The organism is Paucibacter soli (assembly GCF_037482845.1).
GTDB classification, from domain to species: Bacteria; Pseudomonadota; Gammaproteobacteria; order Burkholderiales; family Burkholderiaceae_C; genus Paucibacter_B; species Paucibacter_B soli.
Genome location: NZ_JBBHJW010000012.1, coordinates 131,948 through 149,817 on the forward strand (window position 1 = coordinate 131,948; position 17,870 = coordinate 149,817).

A 17,870-nucleotide genomic window follows, 5' to 3' on the forward strand; every position below is an offset into this window, starting at 1 on the left:
GACACTCGCAAAGCCTCAGGATCGCAGCGAATCTAGCACAGGCCACCCTGCCCCATGAGCGTCGAAGCGCATTCTTCCTTGCCACCCGCTGCCGACGCACTGGCCGAGCACAGCCGCTTCGTGCAACGCATCCGGCGCCGCTACGCGCAGGAACTGCCGCTGCTTGCCGCCGGCCTGCCCGACCGCGCCGCGATGCAGGCGCTGATCGCGCGGCTGCAGGCCGAGGGCCGTGGTCTCGCCAGCGCGCTGCGCGTGACCCGCCATCTGGTGCTGGAGCGCCTGGCGGTGCACGACATCGAGCTGGCCGCACCGATGAAGGCCATCACCGAGGCGATGACCACGCTGGCCGAGGTGACGCTGTGCGCGGCGCTGGCGCAGGCGCGCGTCGAGCAGGACGCCATCCACGGCCAGCCGCGCAATGCCGCCGGCGAGGTGATCGAGTTCTGGGTCGTGGGCATGGGCAAGCTGGGCGGGCGCGAGCTCAATGTCAGCTCCGACATCGACCTGATCTATGTCTACGACGACGAGGGCGAGACCGATGGCGCCAAGCAGGTCTCGGCGCACGAGTACTTCACCCAGGTGGCCAAGAAGCTTTATGCGCTGATCGGCGAAGTGACCGAGGACGGCCAGGTGTTCCGCGTCGACCTGGCGCTGCGCCCGAATGGCAATTCGGGCCCGCCGGTGGTGAGCCTGTCGATGCTGGAGGAATACTTCCTGGTGCAGGGGCGCGAATGGGAACGCTTTGCCTGGCTGAAGAGCCGGGTGGTGGCGCCGCGCCAGCCCGAGGCGGGCGCGCCGCCCTCGCCCGCGGTGGCGCTGCGCTCGCTGGTCACGCCCTTTGTCTACCGCCGCTACCTGGACTATGGCGTGTTCGAGGGCCTGCGCCAGCTGCACCGCAAGATCCGCGACGAGGCGCAAAAGCGCGCCGCCGGCCGGCCCGAGCGCGCCAACGATGTAAAGCTCTCGCGCGGCGGCATCCGCGAGATCGAGTTCACGGTGCAGCTGCTGCAGGTGGTGCGCGGCGGCCAGTTCCCCGAGATCCGCACACGCTCGACCGTCAAGGCCTTGAGCAGGCTGGCGGCGCGCGGGCTGATGAAGCCGGCCACCGCCGCCAAGCTGGCCGAGGCCTACGACTTCTTGCGCCGCGTCGAGCACCGCATCCAGTTCCTGGACGACCAGCAGACCCATTGCCTGCCGGGGACCGACGAGGATCTGCGGTGGATCGCGCGCTCCATGGGCATGGTCTGCGATGCCGAAACCTGCCAGCTGCTGGACCGCCTGTGCGAGGTGCGCGAGCTGGTGGCCACCGAGTTCGATGCCCTGCTGCACGACGGCCAGGCGCCCAAGCCCGGCGCCTGCAAGAACGGCCAATGCGGCGGCCCGGCGCTGCCCATCGACGCCGATGAATTCCTGGAAAAACTGCCGCCCGAGCTGGCCGCGGCGGTGCGCCGCTGGGCCCAGCAGCCGCGCGTGCAGAACCTGCGCGAGGAATCGCGCCTGCGCCTGGCCAAGCTGGTGGGCCGCGCGGCGCTGGGCGTGCAGGCGGGCGAATGCTCGCTGGACGCCGCGCTGCGCTTTGTCGACTGGGTCGAGCCGCTGCTGCGCCGCGAGAGCTATCTGGCCCTGCTGGTGGAGCGCCCCGCGGTGCAGACAAGGCTGTTGCGCCTGCTGGGCCTGGCGCGCTGGCCGATGCGCTATCTGATGCAGCACCCGGGCGTGATCGACGAGCTGGCCGACGGCCGGCTGATGCACGAGCGCTTCGACGGCGCCACCTTCATCAAGGACCTGCAGGCGCGCCACGATGCCTGGGCCCAGCATGGCGAGGCCGACGAGGAGGCGCTGCTGGACAGCGTGCGCCGTGCCCACCATGCCGAGGTGTTCCGCACCCTGGTGCGCGATGTCGAAGGCCGCATCACCGTCGAGCAGGTCGCCGACGACCTCTCGGCCCTGGCCGATGCCACGCTGCAATGCGTGATCGACTGGTCCTGGGCGCGCCTCAAGCAGGCGCATCGCCCGGCCCCGCGCTTTGCGGTGATCGCCTACGGCAAGCTGGGCGGCAAGGAGCTGGGCTATGGCGGCGACCTGGACGTGGTGTTCCTGTTCGACGACCCGGACGAAAACTCCCCCGAGATCTACGGCGCTTTCGTGCGCAAGCTCATCACCTGGCTGACCCTGCGCACCGCCGCCGGCGAGCTGTTCGACATCGACACCGCGCTGCGCCCCAACGGCAACTCGGGCCTGCTGGTGACCTCGCTGGCCAGCTTCGAGCATTACCAGACCGGCCGCGGCAGCAACACCGCCTGGACCTGGGAGCACCAGGCCATCACGCGCGCGCGCTTCTGCGCCGGCGCACCCGAGCTGGCGGCGCGCTTCGAAGGTGTGCGCCGCGCCGTGCTGACCGCCGAGCGCGACATCCAGGCGCTGCGCCAGGAGGTGCAGGCGATGCGCGAGAAGGTGCGCCAGGCACGCCCGGTGCGCGCCGGCCTGTTCGATGTGAAGCACAGCCCCGGCGGCATGATGGATGCGGAATTCGCGTTGCAGTTCCTCATCCTTGCGCATGCGCGCCAGCATGAGGAGCTGCTGGCGAATGCCGGCAATATCGCGCTGCTGCAGCGCGCCGAGGCCGCCGGGCTGCTGCCGGCCGGGGTGGGCAAGGCCGCCGCCGATGCCTACCGCGAGCTGCGCCGCGTGCAGCACCGCGCGCGCCTGGACGAACAGTCCACCGCGCTGGACGAGGCGGCGCAGGCGGCGCAAGGCATCGTGCCGCACCGCGACGCGGTGCTGGCGCTCTGGCGCGCCGTGTTCGGCTGATGCCCTGGGCGGCCTGGGAGGCGTTCAGCGCGGGCCTGGCCCTGCTGGCCAGCCTCGCCTGGTGGCTGCCGCGCGCCTGGCTGGACTGGCAGCCCGCGCTATGTGTCAGCGAGCCCTGGCGTATCTTGACGGGCGCCCTGGTGCATTGGAGCGCCCAGCATCTGCTCGCCAACCTGGCCGGCTGTGCCGTGCTCGCGCTGCTGGGCCGGGCCGGCCGGTTGCGCGCCACGCCCGCCTGGCTGGCCGCCTGGCCGCTCACCCAGCTGGGCCTGCTGATGCAAGCCGAGCTGCTGCATTACGGCGGGCTCTCGGGCCTGCTGCATGCGGGCGTGGCGGTGGCGGTGGTGGAGCTGCTGGCGCGCGGCGGACACCAGCGCTGGCTGGCCGCCGGCATCGGCATCGGCCTGCTGGTCAAGCTCTGGCTGGAACAGCCGCTGGGTCCGGCGCTGCGCAGCGTGCCCGGCTGGGACATCGCGATCGCGCCCTTTGCCCATCTCAGCGGCACGCTGGCCGGTGCGCTCAGCGCCCTGTCGTGGCTGGCCTGGCGGCGGCTGCGGGCATCATCGCGCCATGCCGATGTCTGACCGCAAGCCCCATCTCGACGCCTTTGCCGTCGCCGCCGTGCTGTTCTGCTGCGCCCTCTGGGGCCTGGGCCAGGTGGCGATCAAGGCGGCGCTGAGCGAGATCACGCCGTTCTGGCAGGCGGGGCTGCGCTCGCTGGTCGCTGGCGCGCTGGTATGGCTGTGGGCGCGCGCACGTGGCATCGCGCTGTTCGAGCGCGACGGCAGCCTGGGCGGCGGCCTGCTGGCCGGTGGCCTGTTCGCGGCCGAGTTCGCCGCCATCTTCTGGGGCATGCAGTACACCAGTGCCTCGCGCATGGTGGTGTTCATCTACCTCGCGCCCTTTGTGGTGGCGCTGGGCATGCCCTTCATCTCGCGCCACGAGAAGCTCACGCCGCGCCAGGGCCTGGGCCTGCTGCTGGCCTTTGGCGCGGTGGCGTTCGCCTTTGCCGAGGGTTTTGTCAGCAGTGCGGGCGGGCAGCCGCAGCTGCAATGGCTGGGCGATGCGCTGGGCCTGCTGGCCGCGTTGCTGTGGGGCGGCACCACGCTGGCGATACGCGGCAGCCGGCTCGCCAGCGCCAGCGCCGAGAAGACGCTGTTCTACCAGCTGGCGGTGTCAGGTCTTGCGCTCAGCCTGGCTGCCATGGCCCTGCACGAGCCGCTGCCGCTGGCCTGGTCGGCGCGGCTCTTGGGCTGGTTCGGCTTCCAGGCGCTGATCGTCTCCTTTGCCAGCTATCTGCTGTGGTTCTGGCTGATACGCCATTACCCGGCCACGCGCCTGGCCAGCTTCACGCTCAGCACGCCGCTGTTCGGCCTGCTGGCCGGCGTGCTGGTGCTGGGCGAGGCGATCACGCTGCGCCTGCTCATCGCCCTGCTCGGCCTGGCGCTGGGCATCCTGCTGGTCAACAAATAGGCCTACGGCACAGTCGCGCCGCGCCTCGGCATAGACTGCGCCCACCCTATCAGGAGACACCAACCATGACGATCACGCTCTGCGGCTTCTCGCTCTCGAACTACTACAACAAGGTCAAGCTGGCCCTGCTGGAAAAAGGCATCCCCTTCCAGGAAGAGGCGGTGATGACGCGCTCCAGCGACGAGGCGGTGCTGAGTTGCTCGCCGCTGGGCAAGATCCCCTTCATCAAGACCGCGCAGGGCCCGCTGTGCGAGAGCCAGGTGATCGTGGACTATCTGGAGGCCGCCTATCCCGAGAAGCCGCTGCTGCCGGCCGAGCCCTATGCGCGCGCCAAGGTGCATGAGCTGATCACCTTCCTGGAGCTGCATCTGGAGCTCGTGGCGCGCGAACTCTATGGCCAGGCCTTCTTCGGCGGCACTTGCAGCGATGCCAACAAGGAGCGCGTGAAAACGCTGCTGAACAAGAACATCCCGGCCTTCAAACGCCTTGCCAAGTTCGGCCCCTATCTGGCCGGAGATACCTTCACCCAGGCCGATTGCGCCGGCTGGGTCAGCCTGCCCCTGGTGGCGATGGCCACCAAGTCGGTGCTGGGCGAGGACCTGCTGGCCGCCCATGGCGTCGAGTGGAAGCCCTATGCCAAGCTGATCGGCGAGCGCCCCACGGCGCAGAAAGTAGCGGCCGACCGCAAGGCCGACCAGGAGCGCTTCGCCGCCAAGTAAGCGCGGCGCGACGCTTCAGGCGCCGTTTTCTGCAGACTGTCGCTGCGGCCTGGGTCCCCCGGGCCGCACTTGTTATGGTGTGCTACATCAGCAACACACCGCGGGGTCCCGCCCCGACAAGGACATGCAAAGCTGGAACGACAACGCGCCGATCTACCAGCAGCTGGCCGACCAATTGGCCGCGCAGCTGCTGGACGGCAGCCCTCCCGAGGGCGAAGTCCTGCCCTCGGTCCGCAGCCTCGCAAGCCGCTACCTGATCAATCCGCTCACCGTCAGCCGGGCCCTGCAGGCCCTGGTGGACAACGGCCTGGTCGAGAGCCGCCGCGGCGTGGGCATGTATGTGCGCCAGGGGGCGCGCGAGCGCCTGCTGCAGAGCGAGCGCCAGCAGTTCCTGCAAAAGGAATGGCCGCAGCTGCGCGCCAAGCTGCAACGCCTGGGCCTCACAGCCTCGGATCTGAACTGGGGACAACAATGATGAACAACACGGACCATGCCAACCTCGTCGAAGCCAGCGGCTTCAGCCTGTGCTACGGCCGCAAGACCGCCGTCGACAACATCAGCTTCAAGATCCCCAAGGGCCGCGTGGTGGGCCTGCTGGGCCATAACGGCGCCGGCAAGACCTCGCTGATGAAGGCCATGGTGGGGTTGATCGGCGGCACGGGCAGCTTGAGCGTGCTGGGCCTGAACCCGCGCGCCCAGCGCAACGAGCTGCTGGCCTCGCTCTCCTACATCCCCGATGTGGCGGTGCTGCCACGCTGGGCCAAGGTGGACGAGCTGCTGACCCTGATGAGCGGGCTGCAGCCGCGCTTCTCGGCCGAGCGCGCCCGCACCCTGCTCAAGCGCACCAGCGTCACCACCACGGACAAGGTGAAGAACCTCTCCAAGGGCATGGTGACCCAGTTGCACCTGGCGCTGATCGCCGCCATCGACACCAAGCTGATGGTTCTGGACGAGCCCACGCTGGGCCTGGACGTGATGTCGCGCAAGAGCTTTTACGAGATGTTGATCGACGAATGGTGCGATGGCGAGCGCAGCGTCATCATCTCCACCCATCAGGTGGAGGAGATCGAGACGCTTCTTTCCGACGTCATGATGCTGGACGAGGGCAAGCTGGTGCTCAACATCAGCCTGGAGGAGATGGACTCGCGCTTCGTGGCCCTCTCGCACGATGCCGCCGCCGCCGATGCGGTGGCCTCGGCCCACCCGTTGCTGCGCTACCGCCAGCAGGGCAGGCCCGCGGCGCTGTTCGACGGCGAGCCGCCGCTGCACCTGCAGGGCCTGGGTCAGCGCTTCCGCCCCAGCCTGGTAGACCTGTTCATGGCACTGACCCGCAAGCCCGAAATGCAGAGCCGCCAGGCCTGAAGAACACGAGGAGAACATGATGTCCACACGTTTCTTGACCCTGCTGCAGCGCGAATGGATGCAGCACCACAAGGGCTGGCTGATGCTGATCCTGATCCCGCCGCTGCTGGTGCTGCTGATCATGCCCTTCGGCCATGTCGAGACCGATGTCAGCAGCGCGCCCATCATGGCGGCGGCCGCCGTGGCCCTGGGCGCCACCGCCATCAGCGGCTTCGCCATCAGCTGGCTGGTGTCGGTGTTTCAGATTCCTGGCCTGGCAAGGCGCGACCAGCAGGATCGCTCGATCGAGTTCTGGCTTTCGCTGCCCGGCACGCATACCGAGAGCATTGCCGCCACCGTGCTGATGCATGTGGTGTTTGTGCCCGTGCTGGCGCTGGCGATGAGCGCCGGGCTGGGCCTGGTGATGGCCGCGGCGGTGGTGATCAAGGTTGGCGACCTGGCGGCCCTCACCGAGGTGTCCTGGCTGGGCCTGTCGATCGCCGGCGTGGTGGGCGTGCTGCGCCTGGGCTTCGGCGTGCTGCTGATGAGCTTGTGGCTGGCGCCCATCTACCTGGGCCTGATGGCCGCCTCGGCCTGGCTGAAGCGTTGGGGTGCGCCGGCATTGATCGTGGCCACACTGACCATTGGCAATCTGCTGAACAAGGTCTACGACAACCCCATCGTCTGGCGGCTGTTGCAAGCCCAGGCGGATGGCGCCGGCCGCGCCATGCTGGATGCCAACAAGGAGCTGGAGCGCGCGGTGGACGGCCCGGCCAGCCTGCAGCAGTTCATCGGCGAGATCTCCAGCTGGGCGCTGCACGACGCGCTCGCCGCACTGGCTCAGCTGGCCTCGCCACACTTGTTTGGTGGCCTGATGGTGGCGGCAGGCTGTTTCGCCCTGCTGGTGCTGAAGCGCCGCGACACCCACTAAGCCGCTACGGCCGCCCGTCTAGAAGAAAAGCCCGCTGACGCGGGCTCTTTTGCTTAGGCTCGGGCTTCAGATCGAGGGCAAGGGCGGCGAGCCGCCCGCCACCGCCGCCACCCGCGCCGCCATCTCCTTGCGGAAGCGGTTCAGCTCCTGCACGCTGGCGAAACTGCGTTCCATCAGCAGGCTCATATTGTGGAGAATGCGCTCCACCACCTTGTTCTCCCACACCGCGTCGAACTGGATCTGCGTGTCCAGCCACTTCTCCAGCCACTCGGGATCGGGCAGGCGGCTCTGGATGGTGTCGCGCGGGAACAGCTTGGCGTTCACATGCAGATTGGTGGGATGCAGGGCCTGGGCGGTGCGGCGCGCGCTGGCCATCAGCACTCCCACCTTGGCAAAGGCCGCCTTGGCCTCGTCGCCGAACTTCTGCATGGCGCGCTTCATATAGCGCAGATAGGCGCCGCCGTGGCGCGCCTCATCGCGCGCCAGGGTCTCGTAGATCGCCTTGATGACGGGTTCGGAATGCCATTCCGAGGCGCGCCGGTACCAGTGGTTCAGCCGGATCTCGCCGCAGAAATGCAGCATCAGCGTTTCCAGCGCGGGCGCTGGGTCGAAATCGAAGCGCACCTCGTGCAGTTCCTGCTCGGTGGGCACGAGGTCGGGGCGGAAGCGGCGCAGGTATTCCATCAGCACCAGCGAATGCTTCTGCTCCTCGAAGAACCACACGCTCATGAAGGCCGAGAAGTCGCTGTCGTCGCGGTTGTCGCGCAAGAACATCTCGGTGGCGGGCAGCGCCGCCCACTCGGTGATGGCGTTCATCTTGATGGTGCGCGCCTGGTCCTCGGTGAGTCGGCTGGCATCGAACTTGTCCCAGGGGATGTCCTTGTCCATGTTCCAGCGCACGGCTTCGAGTTGTTTGAAGAGCTCGGGGTAAAGCATGACGAATCCTCCCTAAGGCAGCAAATTCTAGGCGCCTGCTGTGACAGCACGCGCATCGCCGGACGAGCGGCAAGGCCTCGCTCAGGAGGATGCCGCTCGCCAGTGCTGCACCTCGGCCGCCACCCCGGCCAACTGCGTGACGCGCTGCACCCCATCGACCGCGTGTCGCTGCAGCGCGCTACCGCTGCCGCCGGCCCATAGCGCCACCGTCGGTGGCAGCATGGCGCGCAGCAGCTGGAGGCTTTCCTGCACAGCGCTGGCGGGCAGCACATTGCTGAAGCTCAGCGCCACGATGTCGGACGCATGGGCTTGCACGGCGTGCGGGATGTCGGCCAGCGGCGTTTGCACGCCCAGCGACAGGCATTGGCAGCCCTCGATCGTCAGCATCGCCTCGGCCATCAGCAGGCCCAGGCCATGGGCCTCGCCGGGCAGGGTGCTCAGCAGCACGCGAGGCCGCTCGTTCAGCGCCTGGCGCGGCACCGCCTGGATGGCCTGGCGCAACACCCGCTGCAGGCATTCCGAGTAGACATGCTCTTCGAACACCGCCAACTCGCCCCGCATCCAGAGTTCGCCCACCTGCGTGGTCAAGGGGGCGATCAAGTTCAGCACCGCGGCACCCAGGCCCATGCGCACGATGGCCTGCGCCAGCAGGCGGGACAAGTCTTCCACCCGATGCGATTGCAGCAAGTCCAGATAGGGCACGAGCGTCTCGGCAGGCAGCTGGCCCTGCTTGGCCTGCAAGCTGCTGCGCCGCTGCATCGCTTCCGTCAGCAGGGCCTGCAACACCTCCCGATCGGCGGGCACGACACGCCCGGGCCGATGGCCGGCATCCAGCAGGCGCTTGAGCAAGCGCAGTTTCTCGACCTGCTCGGGAGGATAGACGCGCTCGTCCTGCGCATCGCGCAGCGGCGCCGGAAAGCCATAGCGACGCTCCCAGATGCGCAAGGTGTCCTTGCTCAGTCCGGTCTCACGCTCGACCGCGGCAATGCCCGGCAGTCCGGCGGGTGCGGGTTCAGCCACGGGCGGATCCAAGGGCCGAACACATTTTTGTAGTTTTGTCCTGGACAAACATATGACAACTCAACAAATATGGCCTAATATAGCGTCAAGTCAATTATTTGACCAGGACAAACAATGAACAAACATGGAACTGCATCGCCGCGGCTGCGGCAGTCCGGCACGCCTTCCGCGCGCTCAGTCTGGCGTTGAGTTCATGCGCGGCACTGTTGCACTTCTGCCGAGCATTGTCCCTGCTAGCCGGGACAAATCCGCCATGGCCAAGATCAAGTCCGGCCGGACGCTGTACACAGTGTTCACGCCCTTGTGTCAGTGTGCCGATACCGTGACTGGCGCGTCGGCTTTGAGCACAAGCCCGCAACAAACAGGTAAAGTTTCCAACAACTTTCAGTCGCAAGATCTCCCCGTCAATGGGGCTGCAATCCCGGAGCTGTTCTCCTCCTCCTCCCTCCCTCCCTCGTTAGCTCCGGGGCGTCTTGCGGCTACTTTTTCACCCAGGGCTTCCGCCAACGGCGGAAGCCCTTCGCTTTTGCAGCGCGCAAGCGGGCCCGCCGCGCACGCCGAAGGCTTGCGCGACTTCCTCGCCAGCTTGGGCGGCGCAGCCCGCGGCGCACCGCCAGCCGCGCTAGCCGGGCCAAGGCGCCGCGTGGCGGTGGTCGGCTCGGGCATCGCCGGCCTCTCCGCGGCCTGGGCGCTCAGCCACCATGCCGATGTCACGCTGTACGAAGCCGCCCACTACTTCGGCGGCCACACGCACACCGTGGACATCACCCTGCAGGGCCGGCAGCACGGCGTGGACACCGGATTTCTTGTCTTCAACGAGCGCACCTACCCGCTGTTGATCCAGCTGTTTCAGCAACTGGGCGTGGATGTCGCCACCAGCGACATGTCGTTCTCGGTGCAGCTGCCAGAGCTACCGCTGGAATGGAGCGGCTCCAATCTGAACGGCGTGTTTGCCCAGCGCCGCAATCTGGCACGACCCGCTTTCTGGGGCATGCTGAAGGATCTGCTGCGTTTCAACCGCCTGTGCACCGAACTGGCCGAGCGTGGCAGCGATGCCGCCTTGTCCCGGTCTGTCGACGACTTCCTGCTCCAGCATCGCTTCGGCGATGCCTTCCGGCGCTGGTACCTGCTGCCCATGGTGGCCTGCATCTGGTCCTGCCCGACCTCGCAGATGCTGCAGTTCCCCATGCACACGCTGATCCGCTTCTGCCACAACCACGGCCTGCTGCAGCTCACCCAGCGACCCCAATGGTTCACGGTACGCGGCGGCGCGCGCCACTATGTGGACAAGCTGCTGCCGCGCATCCAGCACAAGCGCTTGGGCTGCGCCGTCCATGCCGTCGAGCGCAGCGGCACACGTCTGCGGGTGCAGAGCAGCGCCGGCGCCGAATGGTTCGACGAGGTGGTGATGGCCGGCCACAGCGACCAGTCGCTGGCGTTGCTCACCAACTCCAGCCTGCAGGAACGCCAGATCCTCGGCAGCATCGGCTATCACCGCAATCGCGCCGTGCTGCATACCGACGCGTCCCTGCTGCCGCGGCGACGCCGCGCCTGGGCGGCCTGGAACTATGAACATGGCGGCAGCCCGCATCAGCATGGGCGCGAAGACCGGTCGGTCTGCCTGCACTACCTGCTCAACCGACTGCAGCCACTGCCCTGGCAGCAGCCGGTGCTGGTGTCGCTGAACCCGGTGCGCGAGCCCACCGCCGCGCTGGTGCTGGATGAGTTCGACTATGCGCATCCGGTGTTCGACCTGCCCGCGGTGCGCGCCCAGGAGCGCCTGCACGAGATCCAGGGCCGACAGCACCTCTGGTACTGCGGCGCCTGGACACGCTATGGCTTCCACGAGGACGGCCTGCTCTCCGGCCTGAGTATGGCCAAGCGCATGCTGAATCACTGGGCGGCGCATCCGGCTGCCCAAGCACCGACCGAAGGCGCAGCGTGAGCAGCCGCGACTGGCCTCAGCAGGCCCTGCTGGGCATCGGCCAGGTGCGCCACAAACGCCTGCGCCCGGTGCAGCACCAATTCAGTTATGCAAGCTACTTTCTGATGTTGCCGATGCGGCGCCTGCGCGACGAGCCTTGCGCGGCCCTGCATCGCAATGGCTTCGGCTGGTTGAGCTTTCACGACGCCGACCATGGCGACGGCGGGCCCGACTGCCTGCAGTGGCTGGATGCGCTGCTGGCGCGCGAGGGCATTGACGACGCCACCGGCGAGGTCTGGCTGCACTGCCTGCCGCGCGTGCTGGGCTATGCCTTCAAGCCGGTGAGCTTCTGGTACTGCGAGCGCGCCGACGGCGCGCCGGCCGCCATCATGGTCGAGGTCAACAACACCTTCGGTGAACGCCACTGCTATCTGCTGCAAGGCGCCCAGCTGGGGTGCGAGCAGCGCGCCCACAAGGCCTTCCATGTCTCGCCCTTCTGCCGCGTCGGCGGGCATTACCGGTTCCGCTTCATGCATGCCTGGCAGGCCGGGCGTGCGCGCACCGTGGCGCGCATAGACCACCATGACGAGGCCGGCGCGCTGCTGGAGACCAGCGTCAGCGGGGAGCTGCAGCCGCTCAGCGAGCGCAGCGCCCGCGCAGCCTTTCTTGCCATGCCCTGGCTGAGCGCCGCCGTGATGGCGCGCATCCATTGGCAGGCGCTCAGGCTCTGGCTCAAGCGCGTGCCCTTCTTCCGCAAGCCGGCCGAGCCGCCGCGATTCCTGACCCGCTGATGGCCTCGCCAGAAACCGCCACCACGATGAACTCGATCACCTGCACCAAGCGCCTCGGCCTGCCGGAGAGCGCCCCCGGCGCCGCGCGCAGGGTATTCCGCCTGCTCAGCCTGCTCCGGCATGGCAGCCTGGACGTGCAGCTGCCCGACGGCAGCCAGCTGCACTTCGGCCGGCATGAGGGGCCGCGGGCGGCGCTGCGCATCAAGTCCTGGAAGGTCTGCGCCGCCGCCCTGCACGCGGGCGACATCGGCTTCGCGGAAAGCTATGTGGCGGGCGACTGGACCACACCCGACCTCTGCGCCCTGCTGGAGCTGCTGGTGCGCAACCGCGAGGCGCTGGAGCGCGTGGTCTACGGCCGCTGGTGGGGCGCGCTGGCCTACCGCTGCAGGCATTGGCTCAACCGCAACAGCCGCGCGGGCAGCCGCAAGAACATCCACGCGCACTACGACCTCGGCAACAACTTCTACCGGCTCTGGTTGGACCCGAGCATGAACTACTCGAGCGCCTGGTATGACGGCGACCGCCGCCAGCCCCTGGCGCAGGCGCAACAGGCCAAGATGCAGCGCGCGCTGCGCGAATGCAAGCTGCAACCCGGCCAGCGCGTGCTCGAAATCGGCTGCGGCTGGGGCGCCGTGGCCGAGACCGCCACGCGCGACTTCGGCGCGCGGCTCACCGGTGTGACGCTGTCCAGCGAACAGCTCGCCTGGGCCCAGCAGCGCCTGCAAGGCGCTGGCCTGGCCGAGCGCGCCGAGCTGCGCCTGCAGGACTACCGCGACATTCAAGATGCCCCCTTCGACGCCATCGTCTCGATCGAGATGTTCGAGGCGGTGGGCCGACAGTACTGGGACGGCTACTTCCAGACCCTGCGCAACAAGCTCAAGCCCGGCGGTCGCGCCTGCATCCAGAGCATCACCATCCGCGACGATCTGTTCGAGCGCTACACGCGCTCCAGCGACTTCATCCAGCAATACATCTTCCCCGGCGGCATGCTGCCCAGCCCCAGCCAGTTCCGCGCCCATGCAGCCAGGGCCGGCCTGCGCGTGGTCAACGAGCTGGCCTTCGGGCTCGACTATGCCGAGACGCTGAGGCGCTGGCGCGAGGCCTTCCTGGCCCGGGAAGCGATGGTGCGCGAGCAGGGCTTCGACACCCGCTTCATGCGGCTGTGGGAGTTCTACCTGGCCTATTGCGAAGCCGCCTTCGCGGCCGGCAATACCGACGTCATGCAGTTCACGCTGGCGCGTGACTGAGCCGCGATGCAGCGTCGCACCGTCTTGCCGGGCCTGGCTGCCCTACTCGCTTGGCCCGTCGGGCGGGCCACACCGACGCCGGCCGAACTGTCGGGGCTGCAGCTGCAAGGCCAGGCGCAGATGCGATTTTTCGGCTTGGCCGTCTACGACATCCGACTGTGGGTGAAGGAGCGGGTCGAGGCCCGCAACTGGGCCGAGCAGACGCTGGCGCTGGAGCTGCTGTATGCGCGCAACCTGCGCGGCGCCGAGATTGCCAAGCGCTCGCTGCAGGAGATGCGGCGCCAGACCGAAATAGCCGACCCCGTCGCCCAGCGCTGGCTGGCCGAGATGCAGCAGAGCTTCCCCGACGTCAAGGCCGGCGATCGCCTGAGCGGCCTGCTGCTCCCTCAGCAGGGTGCGCAGTTCTTCGTCAATGGGCAGCGCGGGCGCCTGGTGGCTGACGCCGAGTTTGCGCGGCTGTTCTTTGGCATCTGGCTGTCCGAGCGCAGCTCGGAGCCGGCGCTGCGCGCAGCGCTGCTGGAAGCCCCACGTGGTCGCGGCTGAGCTCAGCACCGCTGCGGGCCTGCGCTACGGGGCGCTGGGCCTGCCGCTGGCCTTCGTGGCGCTGCCGCTGTACGTCAATCTGCCGGCCTTCTACGCGCAGCAATACGGCGTGCCGCTGGCCACGCTGGGTCTGCTGCTGCTGGTCTCGCGCGCGCTCGACGCCCTCGCCGATCCCTTCATCGGCTGGGCCAGTGACCGCTGGCTGCAGGCCGGCAAGGGCCGCACGCTGGGCCTCATGAGCCTGGCCGCCGGCGTGCTGGCGCTCGCCTTCGGCGCGCTCTTCATGCCCCCCACGCTGAGCCGCGCGGCCCTGCTGGCCTGGTGCGCGCTGATGCTGATGCTGGCCTATCTGGCCTACAGCGTGCTGAGCGTGATGCACCAGGCCTGGGGGGCACGCCTGGGCGGCAGCGCCTTGCAGCAGACCCGCCTGAATGCCTGGCGCGAAGGCCTGGCGCTGGCCGGCGTGGTGGGCGCGTCGGTGCTGCCCAGCCTCGCGGGCTGGCCGGCCACCAGCAGCGTGCTGGCTCTGGCCCTCGCCGCCGCCCTGGCCTTGCTGGCGCGCGCCCCCCATGCGCCCGACACCCAGGCAGTCGCCGCGCCGCGCGTCGATCCCTGGCTGCCCTGGCAGCTGCCAGGTTTCCGCCGGCTGCTGCCGGTGTTTCTGTTGAACGGTGTGGCTGCGGCGGTGCCGGCTACCTTGCTGCTGTTCTTTGTGCGCGACCGCCTGCAGACGCCACAAGCCGAGCCGCTGTACCTGGGGCTGTACTTCCTTTCCGCCGCCTGCTCGATGCCGCTGTGGTTGCGCGCCGTGGCGCGCTGGGGTCAGGCGCGCAGCTGGGCGCTGGGCATGCTGCTGGCATTGGCCTGCTTTGCCTGGGCGGCCGTCCTCGGCACCGGCGCGCAACTCGGCTTTGCCGCGATTTGCATCGGCTCAGGCGCGGCGCTCGGTGCCGATCTCAGCATCCCTGGCGCGATGCTGACGCGCGTGCTGCAAAACGCCGACCTCAGCGGCCGTGCCGAGGGCGCGTTCTTCGGCTGGTGGCAGCTGTGCAGCAAGCTCAATCTCGCGCTCGCAGCCGGCCTGGCCCTGCCGCTGCTCGGCCTGCTGGGTTATGCGCCGGGCCAACGCGACCCGCAGGCCCTGCAGGCGTTGGCGCTGGCCTACTGCGTGCTGCCCTGTGTGCTCAAGGCCGCCGCCCTGGCCCTGCTCTATCTGCTGTGGATACGCCAGGCGCCGACCGCGCTGGCACTGAAGGAACAGACCTCATGACGATGCCGACCCGACGCGCCCTGTTGCTGGGCGCCCTCGCTCTGACCGGCTGCGCCAGCGCCCCTGATCCCGCCGACTACGCACACGAAACACCCGCGCTCGACCTGCGCCGCTACTTCAACGGTCCGCTGATCGCGCACGGCATCTTCACCGACCGCGGTGGCAAGGTGCAGCGCCGTTTCATCGTCAGGCTGATGGGCCGCTGGCAGGGCGACGAGGGCGTGCTGGAGGAGGACTTCGAGTACAGCGACGGCAACAAGGAGCGTCGGGTCTGGCGGCTCAAGCATTTGGGCGAGGGGCGCTGGAGTGGCCGCGCCGATGATGTGCTGGGCGAGGCCAGCGGCCTCTCGGCAGGCAACGCGCTGCGCTGGCGCTACACGCTGAAGCTGCCGGTGGACGGCCGGATCATCGAGGTTGATTTCGACGACTGGATGTTCCTGCTGGACCAGCAGGTGATGCTCAACAAGGCGCAGATGAGCAAGTTCGGCATCCGGCTGGGCGAGGTCACGCTGTCGTTCCGAAAGCTCTGACCATGGCGCTCAATCCCAAGCTACGCGATTGGCAGGGCAAGGTCGTCTGGCTGGTGGGCGCGTCCAGCGGCATCGGCCTCGCGCTGGCGCAAGCCCTGCATGCGCGCGGCGCGCGCGTCTGCGTCTCGGCGCGCCAGGCCGAGCGGCTGCGCGACTTTGTGCTCGACCACCCCGGCAGTCTGGCCCTGCCGCTGGACGTACTGGACGCGGCCGCGCTGCAGCTGGCCGCGCGGCAGATCGCGCGCCAGCATGGTCGGATCGACCTGTGCGTGTTCTGCGCCGGGCATTACCAGGCCATGCGCGCCCAGCAGTTCTCGCTGGCCGAGGCCAGGCGCCAGCTGGACGTTAATCTGGTCGGCGCAATGAACCTGCTCGATGCCCTGCTGCCGCAGCTGACGCTGCAGGCGCATCAGGGCCTTGGCGGCCATCTGAGCCTGGTGTCCAGCGTGGCCGGCTACCGCGGCCTGCCCAAGGCGCTGGCCTACGGACCCAGCAAGGCGGCCCTCACGCACCTGGCCGAAGTCCTGTACCTGGACCTGCGTCCGCTGCAGCTGGGCGTCTCGGTCGTGCATCCAGGTTTCGTGGCCACGCCGCTGACCGCCGGCAATGACTTCCACATGCCGGCGCTGATCAAGCCCGGGCAAGCGGCCGAGGCCATGCTGCAAGGCTGGGCCGCCGGCCGCTTCGAAATCCATTTCCCCAGGCGTTTCACCCTCTGGCTCAAGCTGCTGCGCCTGCTGCCCTATGGTCTGTATTTCCGGCTCGTGCGGCGGGCCACCCAATCATGAAGCACACCGACGCGCGTATGGCGGCGCTGATCGCCTACTTCGAGCAACTTCAGCCCGGCGATATCGCGCACTTGGGCCAGCTCTACACCGAACACGCCTACTTCCAGGACCCCTTCAACGAGGTCACGGGCCTGGGCGAGATCCAGCGCGTGTTCGGCCATATGTTCGAGACCCTGGCATCGCCCCGCTTCGTGGTGCTGGATGCGATCAGGCAGGGCTCCCAAGGTTTCATCAGCTGGGACCTGCTGTTCCGGCTCAAGGGCCAGACCCAGCAACGCCGCATCCACGGCAGCAGCCATCTGCGCTTCGCCCCCGATGGCCGTGTGAGCTACCACCGCGATTACTGGGACGCCGCCGCACAGGTCTACGAGCAGCTGCCGCTGCTGGGCAGCGTGCTGCGCTTCATCAAAAAGCGCCTGCGCGCCTGATCAGCGCAACCAACCCTTGCGGCGGAAGTAGATGAAGGGCGCGGCCACCGAGGCGATCATCAGCAGGATCGCGAAGGGATAGCCCCATTCCGACTCCAGCTCGGGCATGTGCTTGAAGTTCATGCCGTAGATGCTGGCGATCAGCGTGGGCGGCAGCAGCGCCACGCTGGCCACTGAAAAGATCTTGATGATCTTGTTCTGGTTGATGTTGATGAAACCGACGGTCGCATCCATCAGGAAGTTGATCTTGTCGAACAGGAAGGCGGTGTGCGAGTCCAGCGAGTCGATGTCGCGCAGGATCTGACGCGACTCCTCGAACTGCTCGGCGTTGAGCATGCGGCTGCGCATCATGAAGCTGACCGCACGGCGCGTGTCCATCACATTGCGGCGGATGCGGCCGTTCAGGTCTTCCTCCTGCGCGATCGCCGCCAGCACCTCGCCGGCCTCGGCGTCGTTGACGTCCTTCTTCAGCACCCTTGCGCTGACCTTTTCGAGCTTGTCATAGATGCCCTCCAGCACATCGGCCGAGTACTCGGCGTCGGCGTCGTAGAGCTTGAGCAGCACATCCTTGGCATCCTCGATCAGGGCCGGGATGCGGCGCGCGCGCAGACGCAAGAGGCGAAACACCGGCAGGTCCTCGTTGTGCACCGAGAACAGCACGTTGTTGTAGAGGATGAAGGCCACGCGCACATTGCGCGCCGACTCGTCGTCGTCGATCAGGAAGTCGGAGCGGATGTGCAACTCGCCGTTGTCTTCCTCGTAGAAGCGCGCCGACTCCTCCAGGTCCTCGTCGACGATGTCCTCGGGAATGGTGAGCCCGAAGCGATCGCGTATCCAGCCCTTTTCCTCCTGGGTCGGGCTTTCCAGGTCGACCCAGATCGGCCGGCTCTGGGCCAGGTCTTCGGCGGTTTCGATTTCTTCCTGGAACAAGCCGCCCCTGAGGCGGCCGTTGTCCAGCGTGAACACGTTCAGCATGCAGTCTCCAGCGTATGGCGCTGATGGCGCCTGGCGCAGGGGGACGGGCCTGGTGTCGATGCGGGCGCACAGCGCCCGGGGCTCGTCCGGATGAGGGTCAAAAGTTCGGAACCCGTCTCACTCCGGACAAGCGGCGCGGCCCG

18 protein-coding genes are annotated in these 17,870 nt (G+C 68.0%); 15 read left to right on the plus strand and 3 right to left on the minus strand.

The features are described 5' to 3' along the window. Positions 1–54: 54 nt before the first annotated feature. The 7 genes from glnE (at position 55) to WG898_RS22485 (ending at position 7,275) form a co-directional block, all read left to right on the plus strand. Positions 55–2,811 carry a bifunctional [glutamate--ammonia ligase]-adenylyl-L-tyrosine phosphorylase/[glutamate--ammonia-ligase] adenylyltransferase gene (glnE, locus tag WG898_RS22455; protein WP_339605016.1) on the plus strand — a complete coding sequence of 919 codons (2,757 nt, stop codon included), beginning with the start codon at positions 55–57 and terminating at the stop codon, positions 2,809–2,811. Further along, entirely contained in the window at positions 2,811–3,395 is a 585-nt protein-coding gene (gene rrtA, locus WG898_RS22460) for a rhombosortase (protein WP_339605017.1), read from the plus strand. Before glnE ends, rrtA begins: the two co-directional genes overlap by 1 nt. Then, positions 3,382–4,284: a DMT family transporter gene (locus WG898_RS22465; protein ID WP_339605018.1), complete on the plus strand. Its 903-nt coding sequence runs from the start codon at positions 3,382–3,384 to the stop codon at positions 4,282–4,284. Before rrtA ends, WG898_RS22465 begins: the two co-directional genes overlap by 14 nt. Before the next feature lie 65 nt (positions 4,285–4,349). After that, entirely contained in the window at positions 4,350–5,003 is a 654-nt protein-coding gene (locus WG898_RS22470) for a glutathione S-transferase (RefSeq protein WP_339605019.1), read from the plus strand. A gap of 124 nt (positions 5,004–5,127) precedes the next feature. After that, positions 5,128–5,478, plus strand: a complete 351-nt coding sequence (locus tag WG898_RS22475) for a GntR family transcriptional regulator (RefSeq protein ID WP_339605020.1) — start codon at positions 5,128–5,130, stop codon at positions 5,476–5,478. Then, positions 5,475–6,365 (plus strand): ABC transporter ATP-binding protein, encoded by an 891-nt coding sequence (locus WG898_RS22480; protein ID WP_339605021.1) that lies wholly within the window; start codon positions 5,475–5,477, stop codon positions 6,363–6,365. The genes WG898_RS22475 and WG898_RS22480 overlap by 4 nt, the downstream gene beginning before the upstream one ends. Before the next feature lie 19 nt (positions 6,366–6,384). Further along, on the plus strand, positions 6,385–7,275 hold the full coding sequence (locus tag WG898_RS22485) for a hypothetical protein (protein WP_339605022.1): 891 nt from the start codon (positions 6,385–6,387) through the stop codon (positions 7,273–7,275). Positions 7,276–7,341: 66 nt separating this feature from the next. Here WG898_RS22485 and WG898_RS22490 read toward each other — a convergent pair whose 3' ends face one another. Together WG898_RS22490 and WG898_RS22495 are read right to left on the minus strand one after the other, a co-directional pair. Then, positions 7,342–8,211: a ferritin family protein gene (locus WG898_RS22490; RefSeq protein WP_339605023.1), complete on the minus strand. Its 870-nt coding sequence runs from the start codon at positions 8,209–8,211 to the stop codon at positions 7,342–7,344. Positions 8,212–8,292: 81 nt separating this feature from the next. Then, positions 8,293–9,231, minus strand: coding sequence for a MerR family transcriptional regulator (locus WG898_RS22495; RefSeq protein WP_339605024.1), 939 nt, complete (start codon positions 9,229–9,231; stop codon positions 8,293–8,295). Positions 9,232–9,817: 586 nt separating this feature from the next. On the opposite strand from WG898_RS22495, the gene WG898_RS22500 reads away from it, so the two are divergent. From WG898_RS22500 to WG898_RS22535, 8 genes are read left to right on the plus strand one after another with little or no spacing between them, the layout of a single operon-like run. Then, positions 9,818–11,176: an NAD(P)/FAD-dependent oxidoreductase gene (locus WG898_RS22500; RefSeq protein ID WP_339605095.1), complete on the plus strand. Its 1,359-nt coding sequence runs from the start codon at positions 9,818–9,820 to the stop codon at positions 11,174–11,176. Beyond that, positions 11,173–11,946, plus strand: a complete 774-nt coding sequence (locus tag WG898_RS22505; RefSeq protein ID WP_339605025.1) for a DUF1365 domain-containing protein — start codon at positions 11,173–11,175, stop codon at positions 11,944–11,946. The genes WG898_RS22500 and WG898_RS22505 overlap by 4 nt, the downstream gene beginning before the upstream one ends. Continuing rightward, positions 11,946–13,193, plus strand: coding sequence for a class I SAM-dependent methyltransferase (locus tag WG898_RS22510; RefSeq protein ID WP_444718987.1), 1,248 nt, complete (start codon positions 11,946–11,948; stop codon positions 13,191–13,193). The genes WG898_RS22505 and WG898_RS22510 overlap by 1 nt, the downstream gene beginning before the upstream one ends. A gap of 6 nt (positions 13,194–13,199) precedes the next feature. Further along, positions 13,200–13,736: a chalcone isomerase family protein gene (locus WG898_RS22515; protein ID WP_339605026.1), complete on the plus strand. Its 537-nt coding sequence runs from the start codon at positions 13,200–13,202 to the stop codon at positions 13,734–13,736. Next, positions 13,723–15,006: an MFS transporter gene (locus tag WG898_RS22520; protein ID WP_339605027.1), complete on the plus strand. Its 1,284-nt coding sequence runs from the start codon at positions 13,723–13,725 to the stop codon at positions 15,004–15,006. Before WG898_RS22515 ends, WG898_RS22520 begins: the two co-directional genes overlap by 14 nt. After that, positions 15,003–15,536 carry a DUF3833 domain-containing protein gene (locus tag WG898_RS22525; protein WP_339605028.1) on the plus strand — a complete coding sequence of 178 codons (534 nt, stop codon included), beginning with the start codon at positions 15,003–15,005 and terminating at the stop codon, positions 15,534–15,536. Before WG898_RS22520 ends, WG898_RS22525 begins: the two co-directional genes overlap by 4 nt. A gap of 2 nt (positions 15,537–15,538) precedes the next feature. Then, positions 15,539–16,324, plus strand: a complete 786-nt coding sequence (locus WG898_RS22530) for an SDR family NAD(P)-dependent oxidoreductase (protein ID WP_339605029.1) — start codon at positions 15,539–15,541, stop codon at positions 16,322–16,324. Continuing rightward, entirely contained in the window at positions 16,321–16,752 is a 432-nt protein-coding gene (locus WG898_RS22535; RefSeq protein ID WP_339605030.1) for a nuclear transport factor 2 family protein, read from the plus strand. Before WG898_RS22530 ends, WG898_RS22535 begins: the two co-directional genes overlap by 4 nt. On the opposite strand, the gene corA is transcribed toward WG898_RS22535, so the two are convergent. After that, the gene (gene corA, locus WG898_RS22540) at positions 16,753–17,727 is read right to left on the minus strand and encodes a magnesium/cobalt transporter CorA (protein ID WP_339605031.1); all 975 of its coding nucleotides are present in this window, start codon (positions 17,725–17,727) and stop codon (positions 16,753–16,755) included. It lies immediately after the preceding gene. Positions 17,728–17,870: the final 143 nt, after the last annotated feature.

Excerpts from the sequence above, each read along its gene's own strand:
- glnE (WP_339605016.1), top strand. The coding sequence starts at position 55 with ATGAGCGTCGAAGCGCATTCTTCCTTGCCACCCGCTGCCGACGCACTG.
- rrtA (WP_339605017.1), top strand. The coding sequence starts at position 2,811 with ATGCCCTGGGCGGCCTGGGAGGCGTTCAGCGCGGGCCTGGCCCTGCTG.
- WG898_RS22465 (WP_339605018.1), top strand. The coding sequence starts at position 3,382 with ATGCCGATGTCTGACCGCAAGCCCCATCTCGACGCCTTTGCCGTCGCC.
- WG898_RS22470 (WP_339605019.1), top strand. The coding sequence starts at position 4,350 with ATGACGATCACGCTCTGCGGCTTCTCGCTCTCGAACTACTACAACAAG.
- WG898_RS22475 (WP_339605020.1), top strand. The coding sequence starts at position 5,128 with ATGCAAAGCTGGAACGACAACGCGCCGATCTACCAGCAGCTGGCCGAC.
- WG898_RS22480 (WP_339605021.1), top strand. The coding sequence starts at position 5,475 with ATGATGAACAACACGGACCATGCCAACCTCGTCGAAGCCAGCGGCTTC.
- WG898_RS22485 (WP_339605022.1), top strand. The coding sequence starts at position 6,385 with ATGTCCACACGTTTCTTGACCCTGCTGCAGCGCGAATGGATGCAGCAC.
- WG898_RS22490 (WP_339605023.1), bottom strand. The coding sequence starts at position 8,211 with ATGCTTTACCCCGAGCTCTTCAAACAACTCGAAGCCGTGCGCTGGAAC.
- WG898_RS22510 (WP_444718987.1), top strand. The coding sequence starts at position 11,946 with ATGGCCTCGCCAGAAACCGCCACCACGATGAACTCGATCACCTGCACC.
- WG898_RS22515 (WP_339605026.1), top strand. The coding sequence starts at position 13,200 with ATGCAGCGTCGCACCGTCTTGCCGGGCCTGGCTGCCCTACTCGCTTGG.
- WG898_RS22525 (WP_339605028.1), top strand. The coding sequence starts at position 15,003 with ATGACGATGCCGACCCGACGCGCCCTGTTGCTGGGCGCCCTCGCTCTG.
- WG898_RS22530 (WP_339605029.1), top strand. The coding sequence starts at position 15,539 with ATGGCGCTCAATCCCAAGCTACGCGATTGGCAGGGCAAGGTCGTCTGG.
- WG898_RS22535 (WP_339605030.1), top strand. The coding sequence starts at position 16,321 with ATGAAGCACACCGACGCGCGTATGGCGGCGCTGATCGCCTACTTCGAG.
- corA (WP_339605031.1), bottom strand. The coding sequence starts at position 17,727 with ATGCTGAACGTGTTCACGCTGGACAACGGCCGCCTCAGGGGCGGCTTG.